19 protein-coding genes are annotated in these 26015 nt (G+C 72.3%); 14 read left to right on the top strand and 5 right to left on the bottom strand.

Annotated elements, in window-relative coordinates:
* Window positions 1-354: 354 nt before the first annotated feature.
* The 10 genes from OG417_RS33095 to ssuE are packed head-to-tail and all read left to right on the top strand — an operon-like array spanning window position 355 to window position 10505.
* A complete protein-coding gene (locus tag OG417_RS33095) occupies window positions 355-1896 on the top strand; it encodes an ABC transporter substrate-binding protein (protein ID WP_329236904.1) in 1542 nt (513 codons plus the stop codon).
* Between the two features lie 22 nt (window positions 1897-1918).
* Window positions 1919-2926: an ABC transporter permease gene (locus tag OG417_RS33090; RefSeq protein ID WP_329236901.1), complete on the top strand. Its 1008-nt coding sequence runs from the start codon at window positions 1919-1921 to the stop codon at window positions 2924-2926.
* A gap of 2 nt (window positions 2927-2928) precedes the next feature.
* The gene (locus tag OG417_RS33085; RefSeq protein WP_329236898.1) at window positions 2929-3810 is read left to right on the top strand and encodes an ABC transporter permease; all 882 of its coding nucleotides are present in this window, start codon (window positions 2929-2931) and stop codon (window positions 3808-3810) included.
* Complete coding sequence (locus tag OG417_RS33080; RefSeq protein WP_329236896.1) at window positions 3791-4795, top strand: ABC transporter ATP-binding protein; 1005 nt, start codon at window positions 3791-3793, stop codon at window positions 4793-4795. The genes OG417_RS33085 and OG417_RS33080 overlap by 20 nt, the downstream gene beginning before the upstream one ends.
* A complete protein-coding gene (locus tag OG417_RS33075; protein ID WP_329236893.1) occupies window positions 4792-5814 on the top strand; it encodes an ABC transporter ATP-binding protein in 1023 nt (340 codons plus the stop codon). The genes OG417_RS33080 and OG417_RS33075 overlap by 4 nt, the downstream gene beginning before the upstream one ends.
* Complete coding sequence (locus OG417_RS33070) at window positions 5811-6887, top strand: LLM class flavin-dependent oxidoreductase (protein WP_329236890.1); 1077 nt, start codon at window positions 5811-5813, stop codon at window positions 6885-6887. The genes OG417_RS33075 and OG417_RS33070 overlap by 4 nt, the downstream gene beginning before the upstream one ends.
* 13 nt (window positions 6888-6900) lie before the next feature.
* On the top strand, window positions 6901-7965 hold the full coding sequence (locus OG417_RS33065; RefSeq protein ID WP_329236887.1) for an LLM class flavin-dependent oxidoreductase: 1065 nt from the start codon (window positions 6901-6903) through the stop codon (window positions 7963-7965).
* Between the two features lie 4 nt (window positions 7966-7969).
* A complete protein-coding gene (locus OG417_RS33060; RefSeq protein WP_329236884.1) occupies window positions 7970-9154 on the top strand; it encodes an acyl-CoA dehydrogenase family protein in 1185 nt (394 codons plus the stop codon).
* A 9-nt stretch (window positions 9155-9163) separates the two neighbouring features.
* Window positions 9164-9907, top strand: coding sequence for an alpha/beta hydrolase (locus OG417_RS33055; protein WP_329236880.1), 744 nt, complete (start codon window positions 9164-9166; stop codon window positions 9905-9907).
* 43 nt (window positions 9908-9950) lie between these two features.
* Complete coding sequence (gene ssuE, locus OG417_RS33050) at window positions 9951-10505, top strand: NADPH-dependent FMN reductase (RefSeq protein ID WP_329236877.1); 555 nt, start codon at window positions 9951-9953, stop codon at window positions 10503-10505.
* Between the two features lie 14 nt (window positions 10506-10519).
* On the opposite strand, the gene OG417_RS33045 is transcribed toward ssuE, so the two are convergent.
* From OG417_RS33045 to OG417_RS33035, 3 genes are read right to left on the bottom strand one after another with little or no spacing between them, the layout of a single operon-like run.
* Entirely contained in the window at window positions 10520-11671 is a 1152-nt protein-coding gene (locus OG417_RS33045; protein ID WP_329236873.1) for a JmjC domain-containing protein, read from the bottom strand.
* The gene (locus OG417_RS33040; protein WP_329236869.1) at window positions 11668-13626 is read right to left on the bottom strand and encodes an ABC transporter ATP-binding protein; all 1959 of its coding nucleotides are present in this window, start codon (window positions 13624-13626) and stop codon (window positions 11668-11670) included. Before OG417_RS33040 ends, OG417_RS33045 begins: the two co-directional genes overlap by 4 nt.
* A complete protein-coding gene (locus OG417_RS33035; protein ID WP_329236865.1) occupies window positions 13626-14693 on the bottom strand; it encodes a lanthionine synthetase LanC family protein in 1068 nt (355 codons plus the stop codon). Before OG417_RS33035 ends, OG417_RS33040 begins: the two co-directional genes overlap by 1 nt.
* Window positions 14694-14741: 48 nt before the next feature.
* On the opposite strand from OG417_RS33035, the gene OG417_RS33030 reads away from it, so the two are divergent.
* From OG417_RS33030 to OG417_RS33020, 3 genes are all read left to right on the top strand, one after another.
* A complete protein-coding gene (locus tag OG417_RS33030; protein ID WP_329236862.1) occupies window positions 14742-14867 on the top strand; it encodes a hypothetical protein in 126 nt (41 codons plus the stop codon).
* A gap of 305 nt (window positions 14868-15172) precedes the next feature.
* Window positions 15173-18136: a lantibiotic dehydratase gene (locus tag OG417_RS33025; protein ID WP_329236858.1), complete on the top strand. Its 2964-nt coding sequence runs from the start codon at window positions 15173-15175 to the stop codon at window positions 18134-18136.
* Complete coding sequence (locus OG417_RS33020) at window positions 18133-19425, top strand: lanthionine synthetase C family protein (RefSeq protein WP_329236855.1); 1293 nt, start codon at window positions 18133-18135, stop codon at window positions 19423-19425. The genes OG417_RS33025 and OG417_RS33020 overlap by 4 nt, the downstream gene beginning before the upstream one ends.
* A gap of 150 nt (window positions 19426-19575) precedes the next feature.
* Here the strand turns inward: OG417_RS33020 and OG417_RS33015 are convergent, their stop codons facing one another.
* Window positions 19576-22245: a fibronectin type III domain-containing protein gene (locus tag OG417_RS33015; RefSeq protein WP_329236852.1), complete on the bottom strand. Its 2670-nt coding sequence runs from the start codon at window positions 22243-22245 to the stop codon at window positions 19576-19578.
* 157 nt (window positions 22246-22402) lie between these two features.
* On the bottom strand, window positions 22403-25150 hold the full coding sequence (locus tag OG417_RS33010) for a pectate lyase family protein (RefSeq protein WP_329236849.1): 2748 nt from the start codon (window positions 25148-25150) through the stop codon (window positions 22403-22405).
* Window positions 25151-25649: 499 nt separating this feature from the next.
* Here OG417_RS33010 and OG417_RS33005 point away from each other — a divergent pair, with 499 nt between their 5' ends.
* On the top strand, window positions 25650-25790 hold the full coding sequence (locus OG417_RS33005) for a hypothetical protein (protein WP_329236846.1): 141 nt from the start codon (window positions 25650-25652) through the stop codon (window positions 25788-25790).
* The last annotated feature ends 225 nt before the right edge of the window (window positions 25791-26015 follow it).

Raw genomic sequence — 26015 nt, 5'->3', positions numbered from 1 at the left:
CTCGCGGCGACGATAGGGACATGACTTCGACGCATCCGGGTGTGGTCTGCCGCTTCGTCGACTACCGGCGGACGTGCAGCGCCCTGTGTCGGTAGGCGCCGGCATCGGGGCCGCCACCGTCGCCTGAGCCCCCGCCCGCGCGACCGTCGCCGTACGACCGTCTTCCCAGGACCGCCGCCGCGACCTTCTTCCGCGTGACCGTCCCAGCGCCGAGCCGGTCACCGTCTTCCGATCTCACCGAACTCACGGAGACGCGCCATGCGCCGCTCCGGTGAATCGCCACGCCCGACGCCCTCGAGCCTGCCACCTCTCGGGTGATCACGACCGTTCACGAAAGGTGGACTCGAACCTGCCATGAGCACCGCTCTCTCCGAACCCAGCAGACGTTCCTTCCTGGGGCTCGGCCTCGCCACCGGTTCGTCCCTGCTGCTCGCCGCCGCCTGCGGCTCCGGCGGCGTGGCCGGATCCGGCGGAACGACGCCCGACACGCTCAAGTGGGGCTGGGACCTGCCCACGTCGTGGGACCCGGTGACGTCTTCGGCCGGCTGGGACGTGCACGCTCTCTCGCTCGTCTACGCCGGCCTCACCAAGCACGACGAGCAGGGCAACCCGGTCCCGGACCTCGCCGAGTCGTGGAAGTACGGCGACGGAGGCGACCGTGTGACGTTCAAGCTCCGGTCCGGCCTGAAGTTCAGCGACGGTACGCCGCTGGACGCGACCGCGGTGAAGAAGAGCATCGAACGCGGGCGCGACGCGCCCAAGTCGCTCATCGCCGCGCAACTCGTCGACATCAAGACCGTCAGCGCGCCGGACGCCACGACCGTCGTCCTCGACCTCAAGGGGCCGAACTACCAGATCCCCAGCCTGTTCGCCGGGAAGACCGGAATGGTGGTCAACCCCGCGGCGTTCGAGGGTGACGCCGCGGGACTGGCCACCAAGCCGGCCGGCGCCGGGCCGTACACGCTGACCTCGTACGTGGAGAACTCGCAGGCGACCCTCGAACGCAACCCCGGCTACTGGGACGCCGCGAACGTCAAGGTGGCGAACTTCCAGCTCTTCCCGCTGCCGGACGCCGCCACGGTGATCGCCGGTCTGCAGTCCGGCCGCTACAACGTCGCCCAGATCCCGGGCAGCCAGGTCGCCGCCGCCAAGGCCGCCGGGCTTGAGGTGCAGGTGATCCCCTCACTGGTGGTCGCGGTGCTGGACGTGAACATCACCAAGCCGCCGTTCGACGACCCCAACGCGGTGCTGGCGCTGAAGTTCGCGGTGGACCGCGCGACACTGCTGAAGATCCAGCAGTTCGGCGTCGGTGAGGTCTCCTACCAGCCGTTCCCCAAGGGCTACGTGGGCTACGACCCGGCCCTGGAGGGCATCTACGCCTACGACCCGGCCAAGGCGCGCCGGCTGCTCGCCAAGTCCAAGTACGGCCTCGGAGCGCCGGTCTCCATCACCGCCTCCGCGCCCGGAAACCTGCCGCAGGCGCTCCAGGCCCAGCTCAAGGCGGCCGGGTTCACGCCGGCCATCGAGACGATCCCGCAGGCCTCGGCCACCCAGATCCTCTACATCCAGCACTCCAAGGCACTGGCCGTGGACCAGTTCGCCGGCCGCGACTCGACCGCCCAGGCGTTCCAGGTGCTGTTCGGCGCCGAGGGCCTGATGAACCCGGGCCGCACCACGCCTCCGGAGCTCGACGCGGCGGTCCGGAAGATCGTCGGGACGCCGCTGGAGGACCCGGAGTACCCGCAGGTGGTACGGGCCGCGACCGGCGTCGCCGTACGCACGATGCCGAACGTCTTCCTGTTCACCGTGCCCCGCGTCCTGGCCCACACCAAGTCGGTGTCGGCGCTGCCGAAGGCCACGGTCGTCCAGCGGTTCGAGGGGGTCACGGTCGCGTGAACGCCCCGGATCGGAACAGCCGATGAGCGCCGTCGCCACGGCGCCGCGGCCCGGCGTCGCCCTCGCCGGGAACCGGCGGCCGCCCGGCTGGATCGGCAAGGTGCTGCGGACGCTGGTCACCACGGCCACGGTCTTCCTCATCACCTCGTTCGGCACGTACGCGCTCGGCGCGCTGTCCACGACCAACCCGGCCGCGGCCGTGCTCGGCGAGACCGCCACCCCGGCCGACATCGCCCGGATGAACCACCAGTTCGGGTTGGACCGGCCGCTGCTGACGCAGTACGCGAGCTGGCTGGGCCACGCCTTCACCGGCGACCTCGGCACCTCCTACTTCACCTCCATCCCGGTCTCCGCCAGCATCCGCCAGGCGCTGCCGGTGGACCTGGCCATCACCGGGCTGGCCGCCCTGTTCGCCGTGCTGATCGGCGGTACGGCCGGGATCGCCGCGGCGCTGAACGGCGGCGGGCGGCTGGACCGCTCGGTCACCGCCGTCTGCTCCGCCCTCAGCACGATCCCGGGGTTCGTCGTCGGCATCGTCTTGATCGTGATGTTCTCCGCGACCCTGCGGATCCTGCCGGCCGGCGGGTACGTGAGCCTCACCACGGACCCGGTTCAGTGGTTCCGCTGCATGCTCATGCCGTCCTTCGCGCTGAGCCTGACCCTGGCCGCCCACATCGCGCGGCAGCTGCGGACCTCTCTGGTGGCCACGCTGCGGGAGAACTACGTCGTCGGGGCGGCCGTACGCGGCCTGTCGCGGCGGCGGGTGCTGCTGCGGCACGCGCTGCGCAACGCCCTCGGACCCACGCTGGGCATCCTGGCGGTCGGCGTGCCCGCGCTGCTCAGCGGCTCGGTGCCCACCGAGCGGATCTTCAACCTCCCGGGCGTCGCGCTGCTGACGCTCCAGTCGTCCGAGCGGCACGACGTCCCGGTGATCCAGGGGACGCTGCTGGTGACCGTGGCCACCGTACTGGTGTGCAACCTGGTCCTCGGCGCCCTGCTCGCCCGGTTCACGCCGCAGGCGAGGAGGTAGCCGTGGGTACTCTCCGTCGCGCCCTGCGGTTGCCGTCGGCCCGGTTGTCGGCCGTCGTCCTGACCGTCGTGGCGGTGGCCGCGGTGTCCGGCCACTGGCTCGCGCCGCTCGACCCGCTGGCCCAGGACCCGGCCCGCACGCTGTCCGGACCCGGCCTCCATCACCTGCTCGGCACCGACAGCCTCGGCCGCGACGTGCTGAGCCGGCTCATCGCGGGAACCTCCTCCTCCATCGTCGCGACCCTGGAGGCCGTCGGTACGGCGCTGGCGGTCGGTGTCGCCCTGGGCATCGGCTCGCTGTGGCTGGGCCGGGGGTACGAGTGGACCTCGCTGCGTTTCGTCGACGCCCTGCAGACCCTGCCGTACGTCGTGTTCGTGGTCGCCGTGGTCGGTGTGCTCGGCAACGGGCTCACCCAGGCCATGCTCGCGATCGGGCTGCTGTACTCCCCGATCTTCTTCCGGGTCAGCCGGGCCGCTTCGCTCACCCTGCTGCGGGCCCAGTACGTCGAGGCGGCCGAGCTGTTCGGCGCCGGCCGGCTGTGGATCCTGCGCACCCACCTGTGGAGCAAGATCCTGCCGACCATCGCGGTCACCGCCGCGCAGGCCGGGGCCGAGTGCCTGCTCGCCGTGCAGTCGCTGAGCTTCCTCGGCATCGGAGTCCAGCCGCCCGCGCCCACCTGGGGCGGCATGCTGGCCGACGACCTGGGCTTTCTCTCCCAGCAGCCGTGGGCGCCGCTCATCCCCGCCCTCACGATCATGATCACGGTGGGCGCGCTGAACGCCATCGCCGACGCGATCGGCGACAGCGCCGACCTGCCCGTGGACGCCTCGCCGGCCGAGTCCGGCTCCCCTCAGGAGGTGCCCGATGCCCTCGCCGTCCGCTGAGACCCGGACCGAGCTCCGGCCCGCCGCCGTTCCGGCCGGAACCCTGTTGCGCGTCGACGGCCTGCACGTCACGGTCGGCGACGGCACCGCCGAGGCCGTACGCGACGTCTCCTTCACCGTCCGGCGCGGCGAGGCCGTGGGCCTGGTCGGCGAGTCCGGGAGCGGCAAGACGCTGACCTGCCGGTCGATCCTGGGCGTCCTGCCGAAAGGCTGCGCGGTCGGCGCCGGGACGATCGACCTGGCCGGCGTGGAGCTGACCGGGCTGACGCGCCGGGAGTGGGACGGAGTGCGCGGCCGTACCCTCGGCGCGGTCTTCCAGGACCCCGCGTCCTACCTCAACCCCTCGATCACCGTGGGCCGCCAGCTCGCCGAGTCGCTCCAGGTGGCGGCCGGGCTGCCCAGGGAACGGGCCCGGACCCGGGCGGTCGAGCTGCTCGACGCGGTGGGCCTGCGCGACCCGGGCACGGTCTATCACCGGTACCCCGACGAGCTGTCCGGCGGCATGCTCCAGCGGGTCCTGATCGCCATCGCGATCGGCGGCGAGCCGGACCTGTTGATCGCCGACGAGGCCACCACCGCGCTGGACGTGGTGATCCAGGCCGAGGTGCTGGACCTGCTCGCCCAGCTGCGGGCCGAGCGCGGCCTGTCGCTGCTGCTGGTCACCCACGACCTCGCCGTGGTCGCCGAGACCTGCGACCGGGTGCTGGTGTTCTATGCCGGGGAGCTCGTGGAGTCCGGCCCGACCGAGCAGGTGCTGCGCTCGCCGGCCCACCCGTACACCGAGGCGCTGCTGCGCATCGCCGAGCCCGGCTCGGTGGAGGTGCTGCCGGGGCAGCCGCCGCCGACCGGCGCCGCACTGCCCGGCTGCCGCTTCGCCGACCGCTGCCCGTACGCCGAGGACCGGTGCACGGCCGGCCCGGTGGCGCTGCGGTCCCCGGGCGAGAACCGCGCGGCCCGCTGCGTACGCGTCGAGGAGGCCTCATGAGCGAACGCGCTGAGCGAATCGACGAGCACGGCGTCCCTCTGCTGGAGGTGGACGGACTCGGGGTGTCGTACGGCCGCCGGTCCGGCCGGGTGCTGTCCGGCGTGAGCCTGAGCGCCCGGCCCGGCGAGATCGTCGGCGTGGTGGGGGAGACCGGCTCGGGCAAGACGACGCTGGTCCGCGCCGTGGTCGGGCTCGTCCCGGCGGACGAGGGACGGGTGACCTTCGACGGTACGGAGGTGACGGCGCTGCGCGGCCGGCGGCTGCGCGCGTTCCGCCGGACCGGCGGGATCCAGCTGGTCTTCCAGGACCCGCTGCGCTCCCTCGACCCGGACCTGACCGTGGCGGCGATCGTCGCCGAGGGGCTGACCATCGCGGGCGGCCTCACCCGCTCCGAGCAGGCCGAACGCGTGGACGAGGCGCTGATCCGCGTCGGCCTCGACCCGGCGCTCGGCACGCGGCGGCCCGGCCAGATCTCCGGCGGGCAGCGGCAGCGGGTCGCCCTGGCCCGGGCCATCGCGGTACGCCCGAAGGTGCTGCTGTGCGACGAACCGGTCAGCGCCCTGGACGCCTCCAGCCGCAACCGGGTCCTGTTGTTGCTGGACCGGCTGCGCCGTGAGCTCGGCGTCGCGATCGTGATGATCTCCCACGACCTGACCTCGCTGGCCGGGGTGGTGGACCGGGTCGCGGTGCTGTTCGGCGGCCGGCTGGTCGAGCAGGGCCCGGTCGGGGAGGTGTTCGGCGACCCCGCCCACCCGTACACCGCGCTGCTGGTCGCCTCCGCCCCGAGCATCGGCGCCCGTCCGCTCGGCCGGCCCGCCGCGAGCCTGCGCCCGGCCCGTGACCGGGAGCCGTGGCCGCACGGCGGCGGGTGCCGCTACGCCCCGCTGTGCCCGTTCGCCACCGCCGACTGCGCCGTCGAACCGCCGCGCGAGGAACGGGCGGACGGCCGGACGGTGGCCTGCCATCACGCCGAAACCTGGTCCGACCTGGTCGGGCAGACGAGAGGAGCACTGAGGTGAGCATCGAGTTCATCGGCATCGCCGCGACCCGGGCGCACACCGAGACCGAGATCGAGAGGGCGTCCGGCGGTCCGCCGGTGAACGCGGACTACCTGCGGGCGCTCGCCAGGGCGCACGAGGACGCGGGGTTCGACCGGGTGCTGGTCGCCCACTCCTCGGCCAGCCCGGACGGGTTCATCGTCGCCGACCAGGTGCTCACCGGCACCGACCGGCTCGGCGTCCTGCTCGCGCACCGGCCCGGCTTCGTGGCGCCGACGCTGGCGGCGCGCAAGTTCGCCACCCTGGACGCCTTCCACCCCGGCCGGGTCGTGCTGCACGTCATCACCGGCGGCGACGACGCGGACCAGGCCAGGGACGGCGACATCACCGACAAACCGACGCGCTACCGGCGTACGGATGAGTTCCTCGACGTGCTGCGCCTGGAGTGGGAGTCCACCGCGCCGTTCGACTACGACGGGGAGTTCTACCAGGTACGCGGCGGGTTCACGCCGGTACGCCCGGACGGCCGGATCCCGGTCTACTTCGGCGGCGCCTCCGCGGACGCGGTACGGGTCGGGGGCAAGCACGCCGACGTGTACGCGTTCTGGGGCGAGCCGCTGGCCGGCATCGCCGAACGGATCGCCGAGGTACGCGCCGCCGCCGCCCCGTACGGCCGCGACCCCCGGTTCAGCGTCAGCCTGCGGCCCATCCCGGCCGCGACCGAGACCGAGGCGTGGCAGCGCGCCCGGGAGATCCTCCGGCTCACCAAGGAGCGGGCCGGCGAGCTGAGGAAGACCTTCGGCATCGACGGTTCGGCGCAGCAGGGCAGCCGGCGGCTTCTCGACTTCGCCGACCAGGCGGAGGTGCACGACAAGCGGCTGTGGACCGCGATCGCCAAGGAGACCGGCGCCGCCGGGAACTCCACCGCGCTGGTGGGCAGCTACGAACAGGTCGCCGAGTCGCTGCTCGACTACGTCAACCTCGGCGTCGGCACCCTGCTCATCCGCGGGTTCACCCCGCTCGCCGACGCCACCGACTACGGAAACCTCATCCGCCTGGTCCGCGCCCAGGCCCTGACCGGCATCCCCGCCTAGAAAGAGAGCGGACATGACCTTCGAACTCCTCGGCATGGTCGGGACGCGGGACGCGTCCGAGACCCACGGCGACCACTACGGCACCATCGACGCCGACTACCTGGCGAGGTTCGCCCGGGCGCACGAGGCCGCCGGCTTCGATCGGGTCCTCATCGGGTACGGCGCGACCGGCGCGGACGGGTTCGCCGTCGCCGCGCACGTGCTGAACGCCACGACCCGGCTCAAGGTGCTGATCGCGCACCGGCCCGGCTTCGTCGCCCCGACCCTGGTCGCCCGCAAGCTGGCCACCCTGGACCAGTTGACCGGCGGCGGCCGGGTCGCCATCCACCACATCTCCGGCGGGGACGAGGCGGACCAGAGGCGCGACGGCGACTTCGCCGACCACGACCGGCGCTACGCGCGGACCGCCGAGTTCATGTCCCTGCTGCGGCGGGTGTGGGAGGCGGACCGGCCGTTCGACCACAGCGGCGAGTTCTACCGGGTGGAGGGCGCCTTCAGCACGGTCAAGCCCGCCACGCCCGAGGGCATCCCGCTGTACTTCGGCGGCGCGTCCCCCGCGGCGATCGAGGTCGGCACCCGGCACGCCGACGTGTACATGCTGTGGGGCGAGCCGAGGCGGCAGATCGCCGAGCGGATCGCCGCGCTGCGCGAGGCCGCCGCCGCGCACGGCCGCACCCTGCGGTTCAGCCTGTCGATCCGGCCGATCATCGCCGACACCGAGGACGCGGCGTGGGAACGGGCCGAACGCATCCGCGCTCTCACCGCCGAGCGGGCCGGCGCCTCGCACCCGTACCGCATGTCCACCTCGGTGGGCTCCGCACGGCTGCAGCGACAGGCGGCCGAGAACGAACGCCACGACGAGCGGCTCTGGTACGGCATCACCGCGCTCACCGGGCCGGGCGGCAACTCCACCGCGCTGGTCGGCACGGCGGAGCAGGTCGCGAACGCACTCGACGGCTACCGGCGGGTGGGCGTCGACACCATCCTGATCCGCGGTTTCGACCCGCTCGAGGACGTCGTCGACTGGGGACGGCGCCTGGTCCCGCTGCTGCGCGCGAACGCCGCGGCGCTGGTCTGATCCGATGGCCCCGACAACGCACACCGAGGCGCCGCCGGGCACGGCACCGCCGCCGTACGCGCCGGAGCGCCTGGCCGACGTCGCCGCCGCACTGGCCGCCCGCGCCGACGAGCACGACCGCGACGGCTCCTTCCCCTTCGAGGGAGTCGCCGCCGTGCACGAGGCCGGGCTTCTCACGGCGACCGTCGGCACGGACTCCGGCGGCGCCGGCGCCGGTCTCGCCGACACCGTACGGATCCTGCGCGGACTCGGCGCGGGCGACCCGTCGGTCGCCCTGGTCACCGCGATGACGCTGTTCACCCACGCCCTGCAGGCCCGCGGCGGCGCCTGGCCCGCGGCGATCTACCGGGAGCTGCTGGCCACGCCCGGTCCGGCGCTCGTCAACACGCTGCGGGTGGAGCCGGACCTCGGTACGCCGGCACGCGGCGGCCTGCCCGCCACGACGGCCCGGCGCGACGGCGACCGCTGGTCCCTCACCGGACGAAAGATCTTCTCCACCGGTGCCGTCGGCCTGAGCTGGATGGCGGTCTGGGCCCGCACCGACGAGGAACCCGCGCGCGTCGGCTCGTTCCTCGTCCGTGCCGGCGGCCCGGGGATCGTCATCGAACCCACCTGGGACCACCTGGGGTTGCGCGCCAGCCGCAGCGACGACGTCATCTTCACCGACGTGCCGGTTCCGCTCGGCTCCGTCGCGAACCTCACCGAACCCCTACCCGGGCGGCCCGCGCGCGGTGACCAGGCCGTCTGGAACTCCCTCGGGCTCACCGCCCTCTACCTCGGCGTCGCCGGGGCCGCGCGGGACTGGCTCGTACGCTTCCTGCACGAGCGGGTCCCCACCTCGCTCGGCGCGCCGCTGGCGACCCTGCCACGGTTCCAGACCGCGGTCGGGGAGATCGAGACCGCGCTCACCGGCGCGAACGATCTCATCGACGCCCTGGCCCGGCGGTACGACGAAGGCGACCTGCCCGAGGGGCGCGCCGAGACCGTCAAGCTGCTCGGCACCCGCGCGGCGATCACCGCGGTCGAGCAGGCCGTGGCTCTCGTCGGCAACAACGGACTGACCAGGAACAACCCGCTACAGCGGCACTACCGGGACGTGTTGTGCTCCCGGGTCCACACCCCGCAGGACGACGTCATCATCGCCGCGGCCGGCCGCGGCGCGCTCGCCCGTGTCACCCGGAACAGCTGAGGCACCGACATGACCGAACCCGCCACCCTGCCGACCATCCGCTCCTGGCTCCCCGCCGGCGATCTCCACCAGCGCGGCACCGTCGTATTGTTCCCCGGGCGCGGTGAGCACGGGGGCGTCTACGAGCGGCTGGGCCGCCGTCTCTCGGCCGACGCCTACGCCGTCCACGCCGCCGACAGCACGCCCGGCGACGACCTGGAAACCCTCGCCCGGCTGGTGGACGAGATCGGCGCGACCGCGACCGGGCCGATCGTGTTGGCCGGGTCGGACACCGGCGCCCTCCAGGCCCTCGCCCTGGCCGCCGCGCAGGACCGTCCGCCGGACGGTGTCATCATCGCCGGCCTGGCCGCCTTCGGGACGACGCCCCGGTCGTCGTGGGCGGAAGAGCTCGAGGCGCGCACCGCCTGCCCCGCGCACCGGCGGCGGCTCACCGACGACATCCGGTTCGTCCGCGGCTCGCTGGCCGCACCGCCCCCGGCGGCGCTGCTGTCCGCGGAACTCCCGCTGGACCGGATCGGCCTGCCCGTGCTCCTCCTGCACGGCGACGCCGACCCGGTCACCCCACCGGCGACCGCACGCTCGATCGCCGCCCGGCTGCCGGCGGCCGAGCTGGGGATCGTCCGGGGAGGACGGCACGACGTCCTCAACGACATCGACCACCGCAGCGTCGCCGCCCACGTCGTGCAGTGGCTCGAACGCCTGCGTTCCGGACCGGATCGCGGCCCCGTCGTGGTCGTCGAGACCCTCAGCTGAGTACGCGTCCCGTTCACCCTCTCCACCGTGAGGTGAGGTCACCATGGCCAGCATCCTGACCGTTTCCGGAAGCCCGTCCGCCACCTCCCGTACCGCCCGGCTCCTCGACCACGTGGCGGTACGGCTCGCGGCCCAGGGCCACGAGGTGACGTCGCTGGAGGTCCGTACGCTGCCGAGCGAGGCGCTGCTCGGCGCGGACTTCGGGCATCCCGCCATCGTCGCGGCCACCGAGTCGTTCGACCGGGCCGACGGCGTCGTCATCGGCACTCCCGTCTACAAGGCGGCGTACTCGGGACTGCTGAAGTCGCTGCTCGACCTGCTCCCGCAGTACGCGCTGACGGGCAAGACGATCCTGCCGCTGGCCACGGGCGGGAGCACGGCACATGTCCTGGCCATCGACTACGCGTTGCGGCCCGTGCTGTCGTCGATGGGCGCCCGGCACATCGTTCAGGGATGGTTCGTCCTCGACCGCCACATCACGGCGCTCGAGGACGGATCGACGGCCGTCGAGACCGGCACCGATGAGGCGCTCGGCCGCCTGGTCGACCACTTCTCCGCGGAGATCGCCTCCACCGCGCGACTCGCGGCCACCGGCTGAGCGCCCGCCGAGGATCACGATCCCGTCGTGCAGAGGCCCAGGGTGACGAGCGCGCTCGCGATCCCCCGCGCCTCGTCCGGCGCGGAGGAGATCTCGGCGACCTTCATCGGCCCGTTCCGCAGGCGGCGGCACGTCTCGACGGCGTCCCGGGGGAGGCGGAATCCGGTGTCTCCCACCGTCACCCGCCCGTCGTCCGTGGTCACGGGCCAGGTGCCGGCGCGCAGGGCGATCCGGTCCGCGAGGTCGATCGGCGTGTCGAGCAGCGCCTGCCGGAAGAGGCCGGTTTTGAGCCCGTCACCGAACGCGGTCCTGCCGTAGACGATCCGGTCGACGGCGTCCGCGTCGGCGCGGTCGGCGAGCGCCGCCGAGAGCAGGTCCGCGTACTTCCTCACCAGCGGCGCGGCCTGTCCGGCGACGTCGTGGCCCAGCGGCAGCGCGCCGGCGAAGTCGTCGGAGCGCAGGATCTCCAGCACCATGCCGCGCAGGAGATCGGCCCAGGTCAGGGTGTTGATGCTGAGGGTGAGGTGGATCGAGGACGCGTCGGCCGTGCGCACCAGGTGAGGCATGCCCCGGGGCACGTAGAGCACGTCGCCCTCCCGGAGTTCGTACGTCGACGACGAGGCGTCCAGGTCGGAGACGATCTTCCCGCCGCCGGGGTTCGGCACGATCGCGTCGAACAGCTCCCACCGCTTACTTCCGTGGATCTGGACGATGATGATGTCCTGGGCGTCGCAGTGGACCTCGAAGGCCCGCGCGTGCGGCGGCGCGACGTAGACGTTGGCGTCCACCGGGTGCCCGAGGTCCGTCTCGATGTCCTTGCAGAGCGCGTGCAGGTGAGGCAGCAGCAGGTTGACCGTGCCCAGCACGATGGTCGCGCCGCCGCGAAAGAACCGCACGGCCTTGACCGGGTCGACGACATCGCCGAGGTCCGCGTAGCCGAGCGTCGATTTCGCCACATAACGGTCAGCCGGGATGACCGTCCCGTCCTTGGCGATCCGCACGCCGGGCGTTCGGAGCGCGCTTCCGGTGAGAACCCGGTCGATGTCCTCGACCGAGATGAGATTCTCCAGATTCGACGCGGCACCGGGTCGGTGGAGCGCCGCCTTTCCGAGATGCCGGGAAAAGAATTCGTCGACGTCTCCGATGAGTGTGGAGAGTGCCGTCACTGCGAGAACTCCTTTTTGTTCTTGTCGTCGGCCGTGGGGACCGGAGGGTCGGCGTACTGTTCGGCCTGCAGCCGGTACATCTCGGCGTACGCGCCGTCGGCGGCCATCAGGCCTTCGTGCGTGCCGTGCTCGATGACCTTTCCCCGCCGCAGCACGTAGATCCGGTCCACGCGGCGCACGGAGGCCAGCCGGTGAGTGATGAGGATGACCGTCCGGCCGTCCGCGGCCAGGGTCCCGACCTTGTCGAAGATCTCCGTCTCCGCCCGGGGATCCAGGGCGGAGGTCGGCTCGTCGAAGACGAGAACGGGCGCGTCGCGGAACCACGAGCGGCCGAGGCCGATGCGCTGCCACTGGCCGCCGGACAGCTCCGTGCCGCCCATGAACTCCCGGGCCAGCAGGGTGTCCCAGCCGTCGGGCAGCGACGCGGCCACCGTGTCGGCGCCGCTGGCCAGCCCGGCCCACCACAGGCGTTCGCGGTCGCCGGCGTGGTCGGTGCGGCCGATGGCCAGGTTGACCCGCGCGGTGAACGGCCAGCGGGGGAAGTCCTGGGCGGCCAGGGCGACCCGCTCGAAGACGCCTCGCCGGTCCAGTAGCTCGATGGGCACTCCGCCCCAGGTCACCTGCCCGCCACCGGGCAGATAGAGGCCGCACAGCAGCTTGGCCAGGGTGCTCTTGCCCGAGCCGTTCTCCCCGACGAGCGCCACGATCTCGCCCGGCCGGATCACGACGTCGACCCCGTCCAGCGCGGGCCGCGTCTTGTGCGGGTAGACGAAGCGGAGATCCCTGGTGCGGATCTCGACCGGGTGGGGCGGCAGCGCCAGGTCGCCGGTGTGCAGGGCGCGCTGCTCCGCCTCGGCACAGGCCCGCTCCCACTCGAGGACGAACAGTCCCTGCTCGTAGATCTGGTTGGTCGACATGACCAGGCCGATCAGGCTGGTCCGGCCGGTCCGGATGGCCATCACCGCCGCCCCGGCCACCGCGAGCGGGACGGTGCCCACGAGGAGCAGCGCGCCGAGGGCGGCGTAGGTCGCCACGCTCGCCAGGCCCGACAACGCGTCACCGGCCAGCACGCCGCGCGCCTCGGCGCGGCCCAGCCGTTCCTGCTCCTCCTCGGCCACCGACGACAGCCGGTCGTAGTGCGCGAGCAGGTACGGCGCGGCGCCGTGCGCCCGGATCTCCGGGCCGGTGTTCGGGCTGCTGAGCAGGTCGCCGAGGACTTCTAGCTGACGCGTCAGGTCCATGTAGCGCTTGGCCGAGGCGAAGCGCGCCCGCGCGGCCCGTACGGCGCTCCAGCCCTTCGGCGCGATCGTCGCCAGGAGCAACGGCAGGAGGAGCGGGTGCAGCACCGTGAGAACCCCGGCGGAGGCCACCAGGTTCGTCAGGCCCGTGAGGAGCGCGACCGCGTTCGTGATCACGACGCGGGTGGCCCGGGTGCCCTGGCGGGCCGCTCCCAGCAGGTTGTGGAAGCCGGCGTCCTCCAGGGCGGCGAGTTCCACCTTCGCGGCCCTCTCCAGCAGCCGCGTGTACGCCAGGCGCTCGGCCCGCGGGCCGAGCCGGCTCGCGGCCGCCTTGCTGGCCGCCCGCATCACGCTGGCCGTCCCGGCGGCCAGGGCGATCGCGGCCAGCGCGGGCCCGGCGGCGAGCAGCCGGTCCCGGGACGGCCCGCCGGCCATCAACGGCACGAGGACGCGGTACGTCGACATCAGCGTCACCACGGTCGCGACGCCCCCGATGAGTTCGGCGATCACGATCGCGGCGAGCGCCCCGGGAGCCGCCGCCCGCCCCAGCCGGACCGTGACGGCCATCAGCCGCGGAAGCTCGCGGGCCATCGTGAAGAAGCCGACCCGTGAACCGGCCCCCTCGTGACGGAGCTGGCCGAGGGACAGCCGGATGCCGGAGCCGAAGAGCTCGTCGCGGGCCGCTTCGGCCGCCGCGCCTGCGCGATGCCGTCCCATCAGGCCACCAGGAACGGGCGAGCGGCCGGACCCGGCGCGTCCCCGGTCACCGTCAGCAGGGCCAGCGCGACACCCGCCGCGCCGGTCAGCAGGCCCTCGCCGCCGGTGGCGAAGCCGAGCGGCAGGTCCGGGTCGAAGGCGCCGAGGACCCGGTCGAGCAGATCGCCTACGGCCGCCCCGAACCGCGCGTCGTCGGCCGCGAAGGCCCCCGTGACCAGCAGCAGCCCGCCGAGCCCGTGGCAGAGGTCCGGCGAGGCGCCGATGCCCCATGCCTCCGGGTGGTCGAGCAACGCGGTCATGGCCTCGCGGGCGACGCTCTGGTAGCCCGGTTCGTTCAGGGCCCGTCCGGCCAGCCAGAGGGCACGGGCGATCCCGGGGACGCCGTAGCACCACGACGCCCGGCGCGGCGATGGCAGCCGGTCCCGGCCCGCGACTCCGGCGGGCCACGCGATGCCCCACTCGTCGGTGTGCGCCACGTCCAGCAGCCAGTCCGCGATCCGCGCGAGCGTACCGGCGGGAACCTCGGCGTGCTCCTCACTGAGCAGGGCGAGGAGCGCCAGCGGGCCCGCGGCGCCGTGGGCCAGGCCGCAGTCGGCGTAGCCCTGGGGCAGCGCCCAGGCCGGGGGGACCCGGTGCGGCGGCACGTGGAACGGCGGGTCGCCGGCGGCGGCCTTCGCCAGCGCGCCGACCACGGCCTGCCGGCGCGCCGGCAGCGGCCGCATCAGCAGGTAGACCCCGACGCCCGTGGTCCCCTCGATGAGGTCGTGGTTCTCCACGTGGTTCTCCACGCGATCGATCGCTCCGTCCACCTTCGCCAAGAGGTTCCCGTAGCGGCCGGTCGGTCCCTTCAACAGCGCGGCCGCGACGCCGAGGCCGGCGAGGCCGCCGGTGAACAGCCCGGCCGGCCCGGCCGTCGTGAGCCCGCCTTCCAGGAACCGGTGGCCGATCCTGTCCCACCCCGCCTCGGGTTCGAGCCGGTGCAGCGCCGCGTAGAGATGCGCGCGGCCGACGTGGTCCGGCCTCGCCGCCGTGCCAGGTGTCCCGCCGGAAGCAAGGCGAGCCGCCACGTCGCCTGCGATTCGGCGGGCGGCGGCTCGCCGTGCGGCATCGATCAAATGCACATACCGGGAGCCATGGCGCCGTACGTCGGGCTACAGGTCCCGCAGTCCTGCGTCGCGCCGCAGGTACCGCTCCAGGACACCTGCGTCCCGCAGGTGCTGTCGCTACCGCTGCAGGACTGAATCGGGGTGACGGAATCCGATTCCATCAGCAATTCGATGTCCAGGTCGAAGATGCTCTCATCCACATCGGGAGATGCGACCGGCGGCATATTTTTCCTTCCTGTTCATTGAAGAACGCCGCAGGGCCTGCGGCGCGCCGAAAGTCTGCCATGCCGCGCTTACCGATCGCTGACGTCGCGAATGGTTGCCATTTCGGGTTAATTCGCTGGTACGTTCTGGATCGGGTATCGCGACTACTCGCTTAACTGATCTGGTCAGATTTTCGAGTTCAATCAGCGTGCACGGAGAGATGCTGCATGACAGATATGCCGAGACTCAGGGCCGCCGAACGCGTGCTGGTGCGCATGAGCGTGCTGCCGGCCGGCTCGGCGGCGCGGACCCGGAGCGACGGCGACGACCCGGTCGGTTACCTCCGCTCGATGATCGCCGACCCGCTGGTGCGGGAGGCGATCGCCGTGTCGAGCCCGTCGCTGACGCACACGCTCGACGCGCTGGAGGCCGGGCGCCCGGTCGATCCCAAGAAACTGCGGCGCGCCGTGATCTCGGTCTCCCGTTACGCCCTTCGCATGGCGACCCGGGCCACGCCCTTCGGCGTCATGGCGGGGGTGTCCGAGGCGCGCTTCGACCACGCCGCCAAGGTGGAGTTCGGCGACGAGCACCGCAAGAGCGCCCGCCCGGACGTCGGCTGGCTGCACGCGCTGGTGCGCGACTGGGAACGCCGGCCCGAGGTCGTCCGGCGGCTGCGCGTGGTCCGCAACAACCTCAGCTTCATCCGCGGTGACCGGCTCGTCCTGCCGCACCTGCCCGTGGGCGACGACGGGCCCGCGCTCGAGGTGTCCGTGCGCCGTACGCCCGTGGTCTCGGCGGTGATCGAGCGGGCCCGCCGCCCGGTGCCGTTCACCGAGCTGACCGAGCACCTGCGCGACGCCTTCCCGCACGGCTCGCCGGAGGCCGTGGAGCGGGTGCTGCTGCAGCTCATCGAGCGGTACCTGCTGCTGACCGAGCTGATGCCCCCCGACGACGCCGACCCCGTCCGGCACGTCCTGGACCGGCTCCCTCCGGGGGAGGGGACCGGGCTGGACGAGGCGGCCGCCGCGCTGGACGCCTACGCGGCCACGCCGATGGCCGCGGGACTGACGGCGTGGAACGAGGTCATCCGCACCACCCGGCGGCTGGGCGAGAAGCAGCACGCGCCCCACGTGGACGTGAGACTCGACGCCGACGTGACGCTTCCCTGGGCGGTGGCCGAAGAGCTGGAGTCCGTCGCCGCGGTGCTGACCCGCGTCACCCCGCCCGACCGCGCCGCACCCCACATGCGCGCCTACCACGACGACTTCGTGGACCGGTACGGAACCGGCCGGCTGGTTCCGGTGAAGGAGCTCCTGGATCCGGAGAAGGGACTCGGCACCCCGGCCGGCTACCGTACGTCGACCCGCGACGTCGGCCGGCCGGAGCCGAACCGGTACCGCGAGCGCGTCTTCGGCGAGCTCGCCCAGCGCGCGCTGCTCGACGGAGCGCACGAGGTCGAGCTCGACGCGGCGATGATCGACCGCCTCTCCGGCGCGGACGACGGACGCCTGCCGCCGACGCTGGAGATCGGCGCCCACCTCCTGGCCGAGTCGGTGACCGCGCTGGAGAACGGCGACTTTCGCCTCGCTCTGGCGACGATGCCGCTGTCGCGCCGGGCGGGCGCGCTGAGCGGCCGCTTCGCCTACCTGCTCGACGGTCTCCGCGACCAGACGGCCCGGATCCTGCACGAGGACCGCACCGTCCGGCCGCAGCTCACCTTCCAGGCGAACTGGACGCGAGTCTCCAACGTGGCCCGCGTGCCGCAGCTGACCGACCACAGCCTGCCGGTCGGGACGTTCGCGGACCCGGGCGACCCCGCGGTGATCGACCTGGACGACCTGGTCGTCGGCGCGGCGAACGGACGGCTGTTCGTGCACTCGCTGAGCCGCGACACCGAGATCGCCCCGACGACCCTGCACATGCTGGTGGTGAGCCGGGTCGGCCCGGAGATCGCCCGCTTCCTCTACGACGTCACCGAGGCCCGCCACCGGGCGTGCAACGCGTGGACCTGGGGTGAGCTCGACGCGATGCTGCCGTTCCTGCCCCGGGTCCGCCACGGCCGTACGATCCTGGCCTCCGCGACCTGGCGGCCCGACGTCGGCCTCATCGACGCCGGGCTGACCGAGAGCGAGTGGCTGCGCCGCCTCGACGCCTGGCGCGAGCGCTGGCGCGTGCCGTCCGAGGTGTTCATGACGAACGGCGACAACCGCATCGGGCTCGACCTCGACGCGCCGCTGCACCGCCGGATCCTGCGCCACGAGCTCGGCCGCCGCCCGAGCACGCTGCTGGTCGAGTCGCCCGGCGGGGAGGGCTTCGGCACCGGCTGGTCGAACGGGCGCGCCAACGAGCTCGTCGTCACGCTGAGCACGGGCTCCTCGGAGCCCCCCGTCCGTACGCCGGCGACGGTGCGGAGCCGCCCGTCGGCGCACCGGCCGGGCGGGGCGTGGCTGTTCGCCAAGCTGTACGCCTCCGCCGACCGGCACGCCGAGCTGATCGGCCGGCGGCTGCCGGCGCTGCGGGCGGCGTTGCCGTCATCGGTGGACCGGTGGTTCTTCATCCGTTACTTCGACCCCGAGCCGCACCTTCGGCTCCGGTTCCACGGCAGCCCGGACCGCCTGAACGCCGAGGTCCTGCCGCTGGTGCACGACTGGGCGGACGGGCTGTGCCAGGCCGGGCTCGCCCGGACGCTGGTGCTCGACACGTACGAGCCGGAGGTCGAACGCTACGGCGGGCCCGAGGCGCTGGAGGCGGCCGAGCGGGTCTTCCAGGCGGACAGCGAGGCGGTGATCGAGCAGCTCGGCCTGCGCCTGCCCCTGCGGCCCGAACTGCTCGCGGCGGCGAACTACGTGGATCTGGTGCGCGCCTTCGGCGCCCCCGACTGGCGCGACTGGTTCCTGCACGCCTATCCGAAGGGCGAGCACCACGCCGCCTTCCAGGCGATACGCCGCACCGCGATCGAGGTCATCGACGGGCGGGACCTCGACCCGCGCCTGACCGCGACCTGGGAGCGCCGCCGGACCGCCGTGGCGGCGTACGGCCAGGTGATCCGTTCGCTGAACCGCCGGCCACCGCTTCCGGCGCTGCTGCACATGCACCACAACCGGCTCGTCGGGGCGGCTCCGGATGCGGAGGGCGCCTCGTACGCGATCGCGCGTGGCGCGCTCCAGGCCCTGGCGGACCGCGACAGGCACGCGAAGTGACGCCGGGCGGAGCGACGGCCACCGGCGCCGTACGGACGGAGGCGGCGGCCGTCGTCGCGGAGGTGGCGCGGCGGCTGGCCGACCCGGTCGCGGTCACGCGGATCACCGGGGCGGCGGTCGACCAATTCCCGGACGGCAGTACGCCCGCCACCTGGCATCCGGCCGCGCTGAACGAGGGATGCCCGGGGATCGCGCTGCTCCACGCCGAACTGGGCGACCGGCCGAGCGCGCACGCGTACCTGGCCCGGGGAGCGGGGGCCGCGCTGCCCGGCCGGGGCGGCCTGTTCGCGGGCCTGCCCGCCGTCGTGTTCGCCACACGGGCGGCGGTGACACGGCCCGGCGACTACGCGAGCCTGCTCGCCCGCGCCGAGCCGGCGGTCCGCGCGGCCGCGAGCGAACGGGCCCGCGAGGAGCTGGACCGCATCGCCGCCGGACGGCCCGGGACCGCCTTCGCCGCGTACGACGTCGTGCAGGGTCTCACCGGTCTGGGCCGGCTGCTGCTCGGCACCGGACACGCCGAACCGGCGGTGCGCTCCCTCATCGCCCTCACCGAGCCGGTCGAGGTCGACGGCGCACGCGTGCCCGGGTGGTGGGTGGCTCACGCTCCGCTGAAGAACACACCCGACCGCGACGGCCACTTCAACTTCGGCCTGGCGCACGGAATCGCGGGCCCGCTGTCCCTGCTGGCCATCGCCCACCGGGACGGCCTGCGCCTGCCGGGGCAGGAGGCGGCGATCGAGCGGATCGTCGCGTGGCTGCTGGCGTGGCTTCACGAGGGCTCGTGGCCGCCGGTCGTCACCCTCCACCGGCAGCTTCGCGGCCCGGACCGATCGGCGCGGCCCGACCGGCCCGGCTGGTGCTACGGCGCGCCGGGCATCGCCCGCGCGCTCCAGCTCGCCGGCCTCGCGCTCGACCGGCCGTCCTGGCGGGAGACGGCCGTCTCGGTGCTGCGCCGCGCGCTCGCCCGTCCCTGGGACGAGTGGGACATGATCGACGCCGGCCTGTGCCACGGCTGGGCGGGCATGCTGCACATGACGCGCCTGATGGCGGCCGACGAGGGCGCCGCCGACCTGCGCGAGGCGGCCGACGGGCTCGCCCGCCGGGTCGTCGGCTGTTTCGATCCGGCGGCCCCGTTCGGCTTCCGGTACGCCGCGGGAGCCGGCGCGATGGTCGCACCGGACCGGGCGGGCTTCCTGGAGGGCGCGGCCGGAATCGCGCTGGCGCTGCACGCCTACGCGAACGACGAACCCGCGAGGACCGGCTGGGACACCGCCCTGCTGCTGAACTGACGGTGACGGGCGCCGGCACGTAGCGGTCACCTCGCGTGACGCGCCGGCGCCCGCCGGTCCGATCCCCGGCGCGGCTCAGCCGACCAGGGGCGGAGACACGTGGTCGTCCGGGGAGAAGACGTCATCCATCACGGTCACCTGCCCCGGATCTCAGGTCCTGATCACGCGGCCGGGCCCGCCGCCGGTCCACTTGCCGGCGGTGTCACCCGCCTCGACGGTGATGACGTAGCGCCGTCCCGGCGTGAGCCCCGTCAGCGTGTACGCGGTGTCCCGGGTGGTGACCGCCGTGTCGATCGGCGTGAACGGCCCGGCACCGACCGGGTGCCCGTTCACGAGCACCCGGTATCCGGCGACCTGCTGGTCGTCGGTCGCCCGCGGCCACGAGAGGACGGCGCCGGTGGCGCTGATCCTCGCGACCCGGACCCGGCTGTGGGCCGGCCAGGTGGGTACGGCCCGGTCGTAGGCCGGGCCGGTCGTCAGCTCCGCCGTCGCCGGGTAGGTGGCGGTGTTCCCGCCGGCGTCCACGGCCCGCAGGCCGACCCGGTAGGTCGTGCCGGGCTTCAGGGCGGTGAGGGTGTAAGAGGTGTCGGCGCCGGCGGCCGTGCCGGCCGCGTCGCCGTTGAGGAGCACCACGTAGTGGTCGACTCCGTGGTCGTCGTCCGCAGGTGTCCAATCGACCCGTCCCCAGGTGGTACCCACGCTCGCGGCGTCGACCTTCAGGGCGTCCGACGCGGTCGGGACCCGCGGCGGTGTGCGGTCGGGTGATCCGGTGGTCCGGGCGTCGGTGTCCGGACCGGGCGTGGAGTTGCCCGTGGCGTCGCGGGCCGCCACCGAGACGTGGTACTTCAGAGCGGGACCGAGCCCGTCGAGCGTCGTCCCGGTCGCGTCGCCGCCGACGCTCGTCACGATGTGGCCGTCGAGGAGGACGTCGTAGGCGGCGACGCCCGTGTCGTCCGTCGCGGCCGGCCAGGAAACGGTGAGTGCCGTGTCCGTCGCCTCGGCGGTCAGCGCCGCTTCGGGCGGCCAGGACGGTGGGCGCCCGGCGTCGGCGGTGACACCGCTCGTGGTGGTGTCACCGGTGAACGCCAGGCCCGAGGAGTGCTTGATCTCCCATGGGGCGTCCAGGCCGTTCAGGCGAACGTCCTTGAACGTGCTGTCGGTCAGGTAGGACAGCTGTGCCTGCCCGGCACCGGTGAAGGTGACGTCGTCGAAGCTCAGCCGGGTGTGTGGCCGGTCGGCGACGCCCACGACGTCGATCGCGGCGCTTCCGGTGCCGTCGACCGTCACGTTCGAGACGGTGACGTCCTGGAATCGTGCCCGCTGACGGGCGGGCTCGACGACGATGGCCGCGTTCGGGTCGCTGTAGGCGGAGGTGAAGATGAACCCCTGCGTGGCGATGTCCTTCATGGCCGTGTCGCGGAAGACGACGTCGCGGCCGCCGCCGCCGTTCGTGGGCACGGTCTTCATCCGCAGCCCGACGTCGGTGCCGTCGACGACGTTCTGCTCGGCGAGCACGTTCTCGATCCAGGAGCCGGTGTGGCTGCCCACGACGACCGCGCCGTGCCCGTGCCGGAAGTAGTTGTCGGCGATCCACGCGTTGCGGGTCGGCCGCTGGTCCTCGCTGGCGGCGCCGAGTCCGGCGGCGAAGTTCATCGCGTCGTCACCGGTGTCGAAGACGTCGTTGATGACGGTGAGCCCGTCGCCGTGGCTGAACTCGATGCCGTCCGCGTTGTTGACGTCGTAGGTCAGCAGCTTGACGTCGTTCACGGTGACGTCATCGCTGTGCAGGTTGACCAGGGTGTGGGCCGAGGGGTTCTCCGCCTTGAAGCCGCCGTAGTACACGCCGTCCACGCCGCGCATCGTGATCAGGCTGGACCGAGCCGGGTACGGCGTGGGGTTGCCGTACTTCTGGCCCGCCTGCTCGACCTGCGCCTTGGCGAGTATCCCGTTCTGCTGCCACGTGCTCGAACTGCTCTTCGCCGAGACCGGGAAGTAGCCCTCGTCCAGCCCGTTCTGCTTCCAGCCGTTGCCGTCGATGGTGCCGGGGCCGACGATCCGGATGTCGTGCAGGCTGCCGTAGTCGTAGGTGTGCGCGTTCAGCAGGGAGTAGTAGCGCTCGTCGGTGGAGTAGTCGTACAGGCGGAAGTGGTAGGGATACTCGTCCGGGTTCGTGCTGCCGAGCAGCTTGGCGCCCGCGTCGACCTTGAAGGTCATGTCGCTCTTCAGCCACAACGCGCCCGACACGAACGTCCCTGCGGGCAGGAGCACCGTGCCACCCTTGTCGCAGGCGTCGATGGCCTTCTGGATGGCGACGGTGTCGTCGGTGGTGCCGTCGCCCTCGGCGCCGTACTCCGTCACGTCGAACACGTGCGAGGGCGCCGCGGTCGTCTGTGTGACGGCGCTGCCGGCGCTGGACTCGGTGCCGTCGGCGGCGACCGATCGTACGGTGAAGCGGTACCGGTGGTGCGGCTCCAGGCCGGTGACGGTGAAGTTCTGCTCCACGACCTTCACCTGGTCGGCGTTGCCCGGGTCCGCGTAGAACCGGTCGATGAACCGCTTGGCGTCGGTGTCGTTGTCACGCTGGGCGTCGCCGACGAACCGGCCGTCGGCGTAGATGTGGTAATCGACGGGCGCCGGCCCGGACGACGGCCCGCGCCAGGTGAGCGTGACGCTCGAGTCGTCGTACGCGAGGCGCGGCACCGTGACGTGCGTCGGTGCCGCCGGGCGGGGACCGCGGTGATCGCGCGCGTGGGCCGCCGCCGGGCCGGCCGTGAGCACCATGGCGCCGGCGACCGCGACCGCGGGCAGCGATCTCACCACCGCCCTGCCCCTCGTTCCGAGCGATCTGGTCCGAATCACGAGTCGTCTCCTGTTCCGCTGAGGCCGGTAGGGCGGCCGGGAAAGCTCTCGCCGGCCGAGGCGGCAGGACGGCGGTGACACGGGATGCCACCGCCGCCCCCGTGCGCCGAAGGGTCGGTTACGGGGTCACCTGGTGACCGCCGAAGGTCACCACGAGGTGACCGCCGGAGTCGAAGCTCCAGCCCAGGGAACCCTCGTAGGAGGAGCACCGCGAGCCGTTCGCTCCGGTCCAGAACTGGTCGGAGCCGTCGACATCACCCACGAACTTGTCGTTCGGCCCGTCCCCGTCGAACCGGCATGAGGTGTCGTTCCGGAACGTCGAGTCGCCCTCGGGGAAGTGGAAGTTGGTGTCGGCGTTGTCGATGCTGACGTTGTCCGAGACCGTCATCGAGCCGGGGTTGTCGTTGTAGGTGAACCCGTGGTGACCGTTGTGCACCGCGATGTTCCGCTTGATGACATGGTCGACCGCGATGTCGTCGCCGCCGAGCTTGAAGCCGTTGCGGTCACCGTCATTGGTCGTGGTGCCGTCGGAGAGGGTGCCCTCGTCGTAGGACAGCGAGTCCTCGACGGTCACCGGGCCGATGGCACCCGTGGCCGTCTTGGTATAGAGGTCCCAGCCGTCGTCACTGTTGTTGTGCGCCACGTCGTACTGGAACACATTGCCCGGACCGGAGGTCAGCTTCGCGGCGAACCCGTCGGCGTTCTCTCCGCTGGAGTCGTGGTTGTCGTGCGACTCGCAGCTGATCACCAGGTTGTTCGACGGCCACTCGCTCTGGGGGGTGTCCGAGGCGGTCCGTGAGAGCTGTATGCCGGTGTCGGCGTTGAAGCGGGTCTCCACGCGCTCGATGGTGTTGTCGCTGCCGCCGATGGCGATGCCGTTGTCCCCGGCGTTCTCCACGACGAGACCGTAGAGATGCCAGTACGACCCGAACAGCTGCAGCCCACGGTTGGACGAGCTCTCGCTTTCGCCGGAGAAGTCCAGCATCGGCGTCTCGCCCGGGTAGGCCGACAGCACCGTACGGCCACCGGAGGTGCCGTCGTTGCCGGCCGCGATGGTGATCGGCTGCGAGTAGTGGTAGGTCCCGCCGCGCATGTAGATCGTCCCGCCCGAGCCGACGCGACCGATCGCGGACGAGAGCGTGGTCGGGTCCGACTCCGTGCCCGACGCGCCATCGCTACCTCCCGGCGCCACGTACAACGCACCGGACGCGGGCGGATCGGTGGGCGGCGGGCCGGTCGGTCCGCAGGTCGGCGGGGGCTGCGTCGTCGAATCGGCGTAGGTCTCGAACTCCGCGACCCGCGGCGTGCCGGTCGAGCCGCTGACCACAAAGTCGATCTTGCTCAGCGTGGTCGGGGTGAAGGTGATGACCCCTGCCCCGCTGCCGGTGGTCAGGACGGTACCGGTATCGTGATCGACGACCTCCCAGGAACCGATGTGGCCCTCGGACCCTGCCGCCTCACGAATGTTGATCGTGGAGACCGTGGTGGCCGAGCCCCACTTGATCGAGATGCGACCGGTCGAGCCGTCCGGCGACCAGTAGGTGCTCATGTCGCCGTCTCTCACGTTGCCGTAGCCGGTCCCGTCGGCCTTGCTGGAGCCGTCGGAGCCGGCCCCGATGCTGAGGTTGGTTCCGCCGGGTTGGGAGGGCGTCGACGGGCAGTCGCCTCCGCTCGACGGCGGTGTGGGGCTGGTCGGTGGCGGGCTCTGCGGCGTGCAGTCGCCGTCCGATACCCGCAGGCCCTTGCCGGCGCCCGCCGTCTGGCCGACGATGTCCGGCACGCAGGCGGCCGGGTCGAGCTTGTAGGAGTACGGGATGTCGACGGTGGTGTTGGACTGTGGGTCGGGACCGGCGGGGTGGTTCTCGTCGCCGTCGCTGGACCAGGTCACGTTGTCGTAGATGTTGCCGGCGACCTGCCAGTAGCCGAGCTCGTTGGTGTAGAAGGTCCCCAGCACGTCCTTGGAGTCCTCGAAGTAGTTGTTCTCCACCTTGATGTGCGCGCCGACCCGGGAGTTGACGCCGGGCTTGCCGAGGTTCACGAAGTGGTTGTCGTAGGTGTGGACGGTGGCGCCACGGTCCAGGGGCGCGCGCGAGCCGATGTTCTCGTACAGGTCGTGGTGGTAGGTGACGTAGGTGCTCGACGTGTCGCTGTCGGTGTGCCCGACGAGGCCGGCATGGTCGATGTCGCGCAGGATGCTGTAGGACAGCGTCACGAACCGGGTGTTGTCCTTCAGGTCGAACAGGCTGTCATACCCCTGGTCCTCCGTACACCGAGGGCATCCCGAGGCCTCCAGGGTGACGTGGTCGACCCAGACGTTGTGGACGTTGCTCTCCATGCCGATGGCGTCCCCGCCGTTGGACGTGGGTGAGCCCGACTTCTTGACGTTCTTGACGGTGACGTTCTGGATGATGATGTTGTCCGCTTCACGGACGTGGATGCCCAACTGGTCGAAGACGGCGCCGTCGCCGACCCCGATGAGCGTGACGTTACTGATCTTCTTGAGTTCGATCTGGTCATCGGCGGTGTCACAGCTGCCGCCCGACACCTTGGCGGTGTTGCCGTGGTCGATGGTCCCCTCGACCTCGATGATGATCGGGGTACTGCTACTCGTCCTGGCGCACAGGGCCTGATTGATCTCGGTCCCCGTCGTGGCCCGGACCGTCTGCCCGCCGGCACCGCCAGTGGTCCCGCCGTTCTGGGTCGCGTAGCCGGTGGCGCCGCTGGAAGCCGCCACCGCCCGCGGTAACTGCTGGGCCACGCCGATCGCGATCCCCACCGCCGCCATGGCGAGCACCGTCGTCACGGCCAGCGCCGCCCGCAGCAACCGTGTCGCCGACCGTCTCGCCGCCGTCGCCGGCCGTCTCATCGCCGGCCATGTGCCTGGTCGTCTCATCCTCGCCTCGCCTTCCTCGAACACTTCGGGATTTCTGCCACCTACGGTTGGTGGCATCGGCGGATCGAAACCGTGATGGGGCGGCGCACCGACTCGGAAGGAACGACGACGCGACGGCTGCGACGACACTGTGGCAAGCGCTTTCCCTCGTATCGTCGGCAAACCTTTGCCTGAGCGTCGCCAGCATCGCGGCCGCGCTTCCCTTCTGATCTAAAACGCGCACTTCACGGGGCATCTTCGACGCATCACCGTGGCGCCTGCGCGAAAGTTCGGCAAGCGCTTACCCGCATCGCGAGAGTAAGACCGATTCATTCGGTCAATCAAGGATTTTCCCTGATTTTCCCATATGGTCACATTCAGTGACATAAGCCCTGAGGTGTGCGGGTGCCGGTGCCGGGCCACCATCCGCCAGGGCCCGGCGGAGCATCGAACGGGCGTTTGAGCCGGTGATCGGGAAGGCGCCGGTGGGCGGGTGGATCCACTCGTCGGGCGGGTGCTCGACGGGCGGGTGCTCGACGGGCGCCACGTCGTGGGGTCCCGGGTCGCCCGTGACGGCATGGCCACGGTCTACGCCGGTCACTCAAGCCGGACCGTGCGGTGGCGCTCAAGGTGACCAGGAATCCAGAAGCAGGCGTGACAGTGGGCGGTGGCTAACCGCACGCCTGAGGGGAACCTTCCGCCGGGGAAGGCGATCGCGAGTGAGTTCGGGCGCGGTGAGCGCTGGGGGCGGCTGGTCGAGCAGGCCGGCCTCACGGGTGGGCTCTGATCGAGAAGCGGCTGCGCAGACGGTTTTCGGTGGCCGCTGTGTCTGCCGTTACGGGCTATGACAAGCTCGTTG

This window comes from Actinoallomurus sp. NBC_01490 (genome assembly GCF_036227085.1).
Lineage (GTDB): Bacteria > Actinomycetota > Actinomycetes > Streptosporangiales > Streptosporangiaceae > Actinoallomurus > Actinoallomurus oryzae.
The sequence above is the reverse complement of the archived record's forward strand: the minus strand, read 5'-3'. Positions and strand labels throughout refer to the sequence as shown.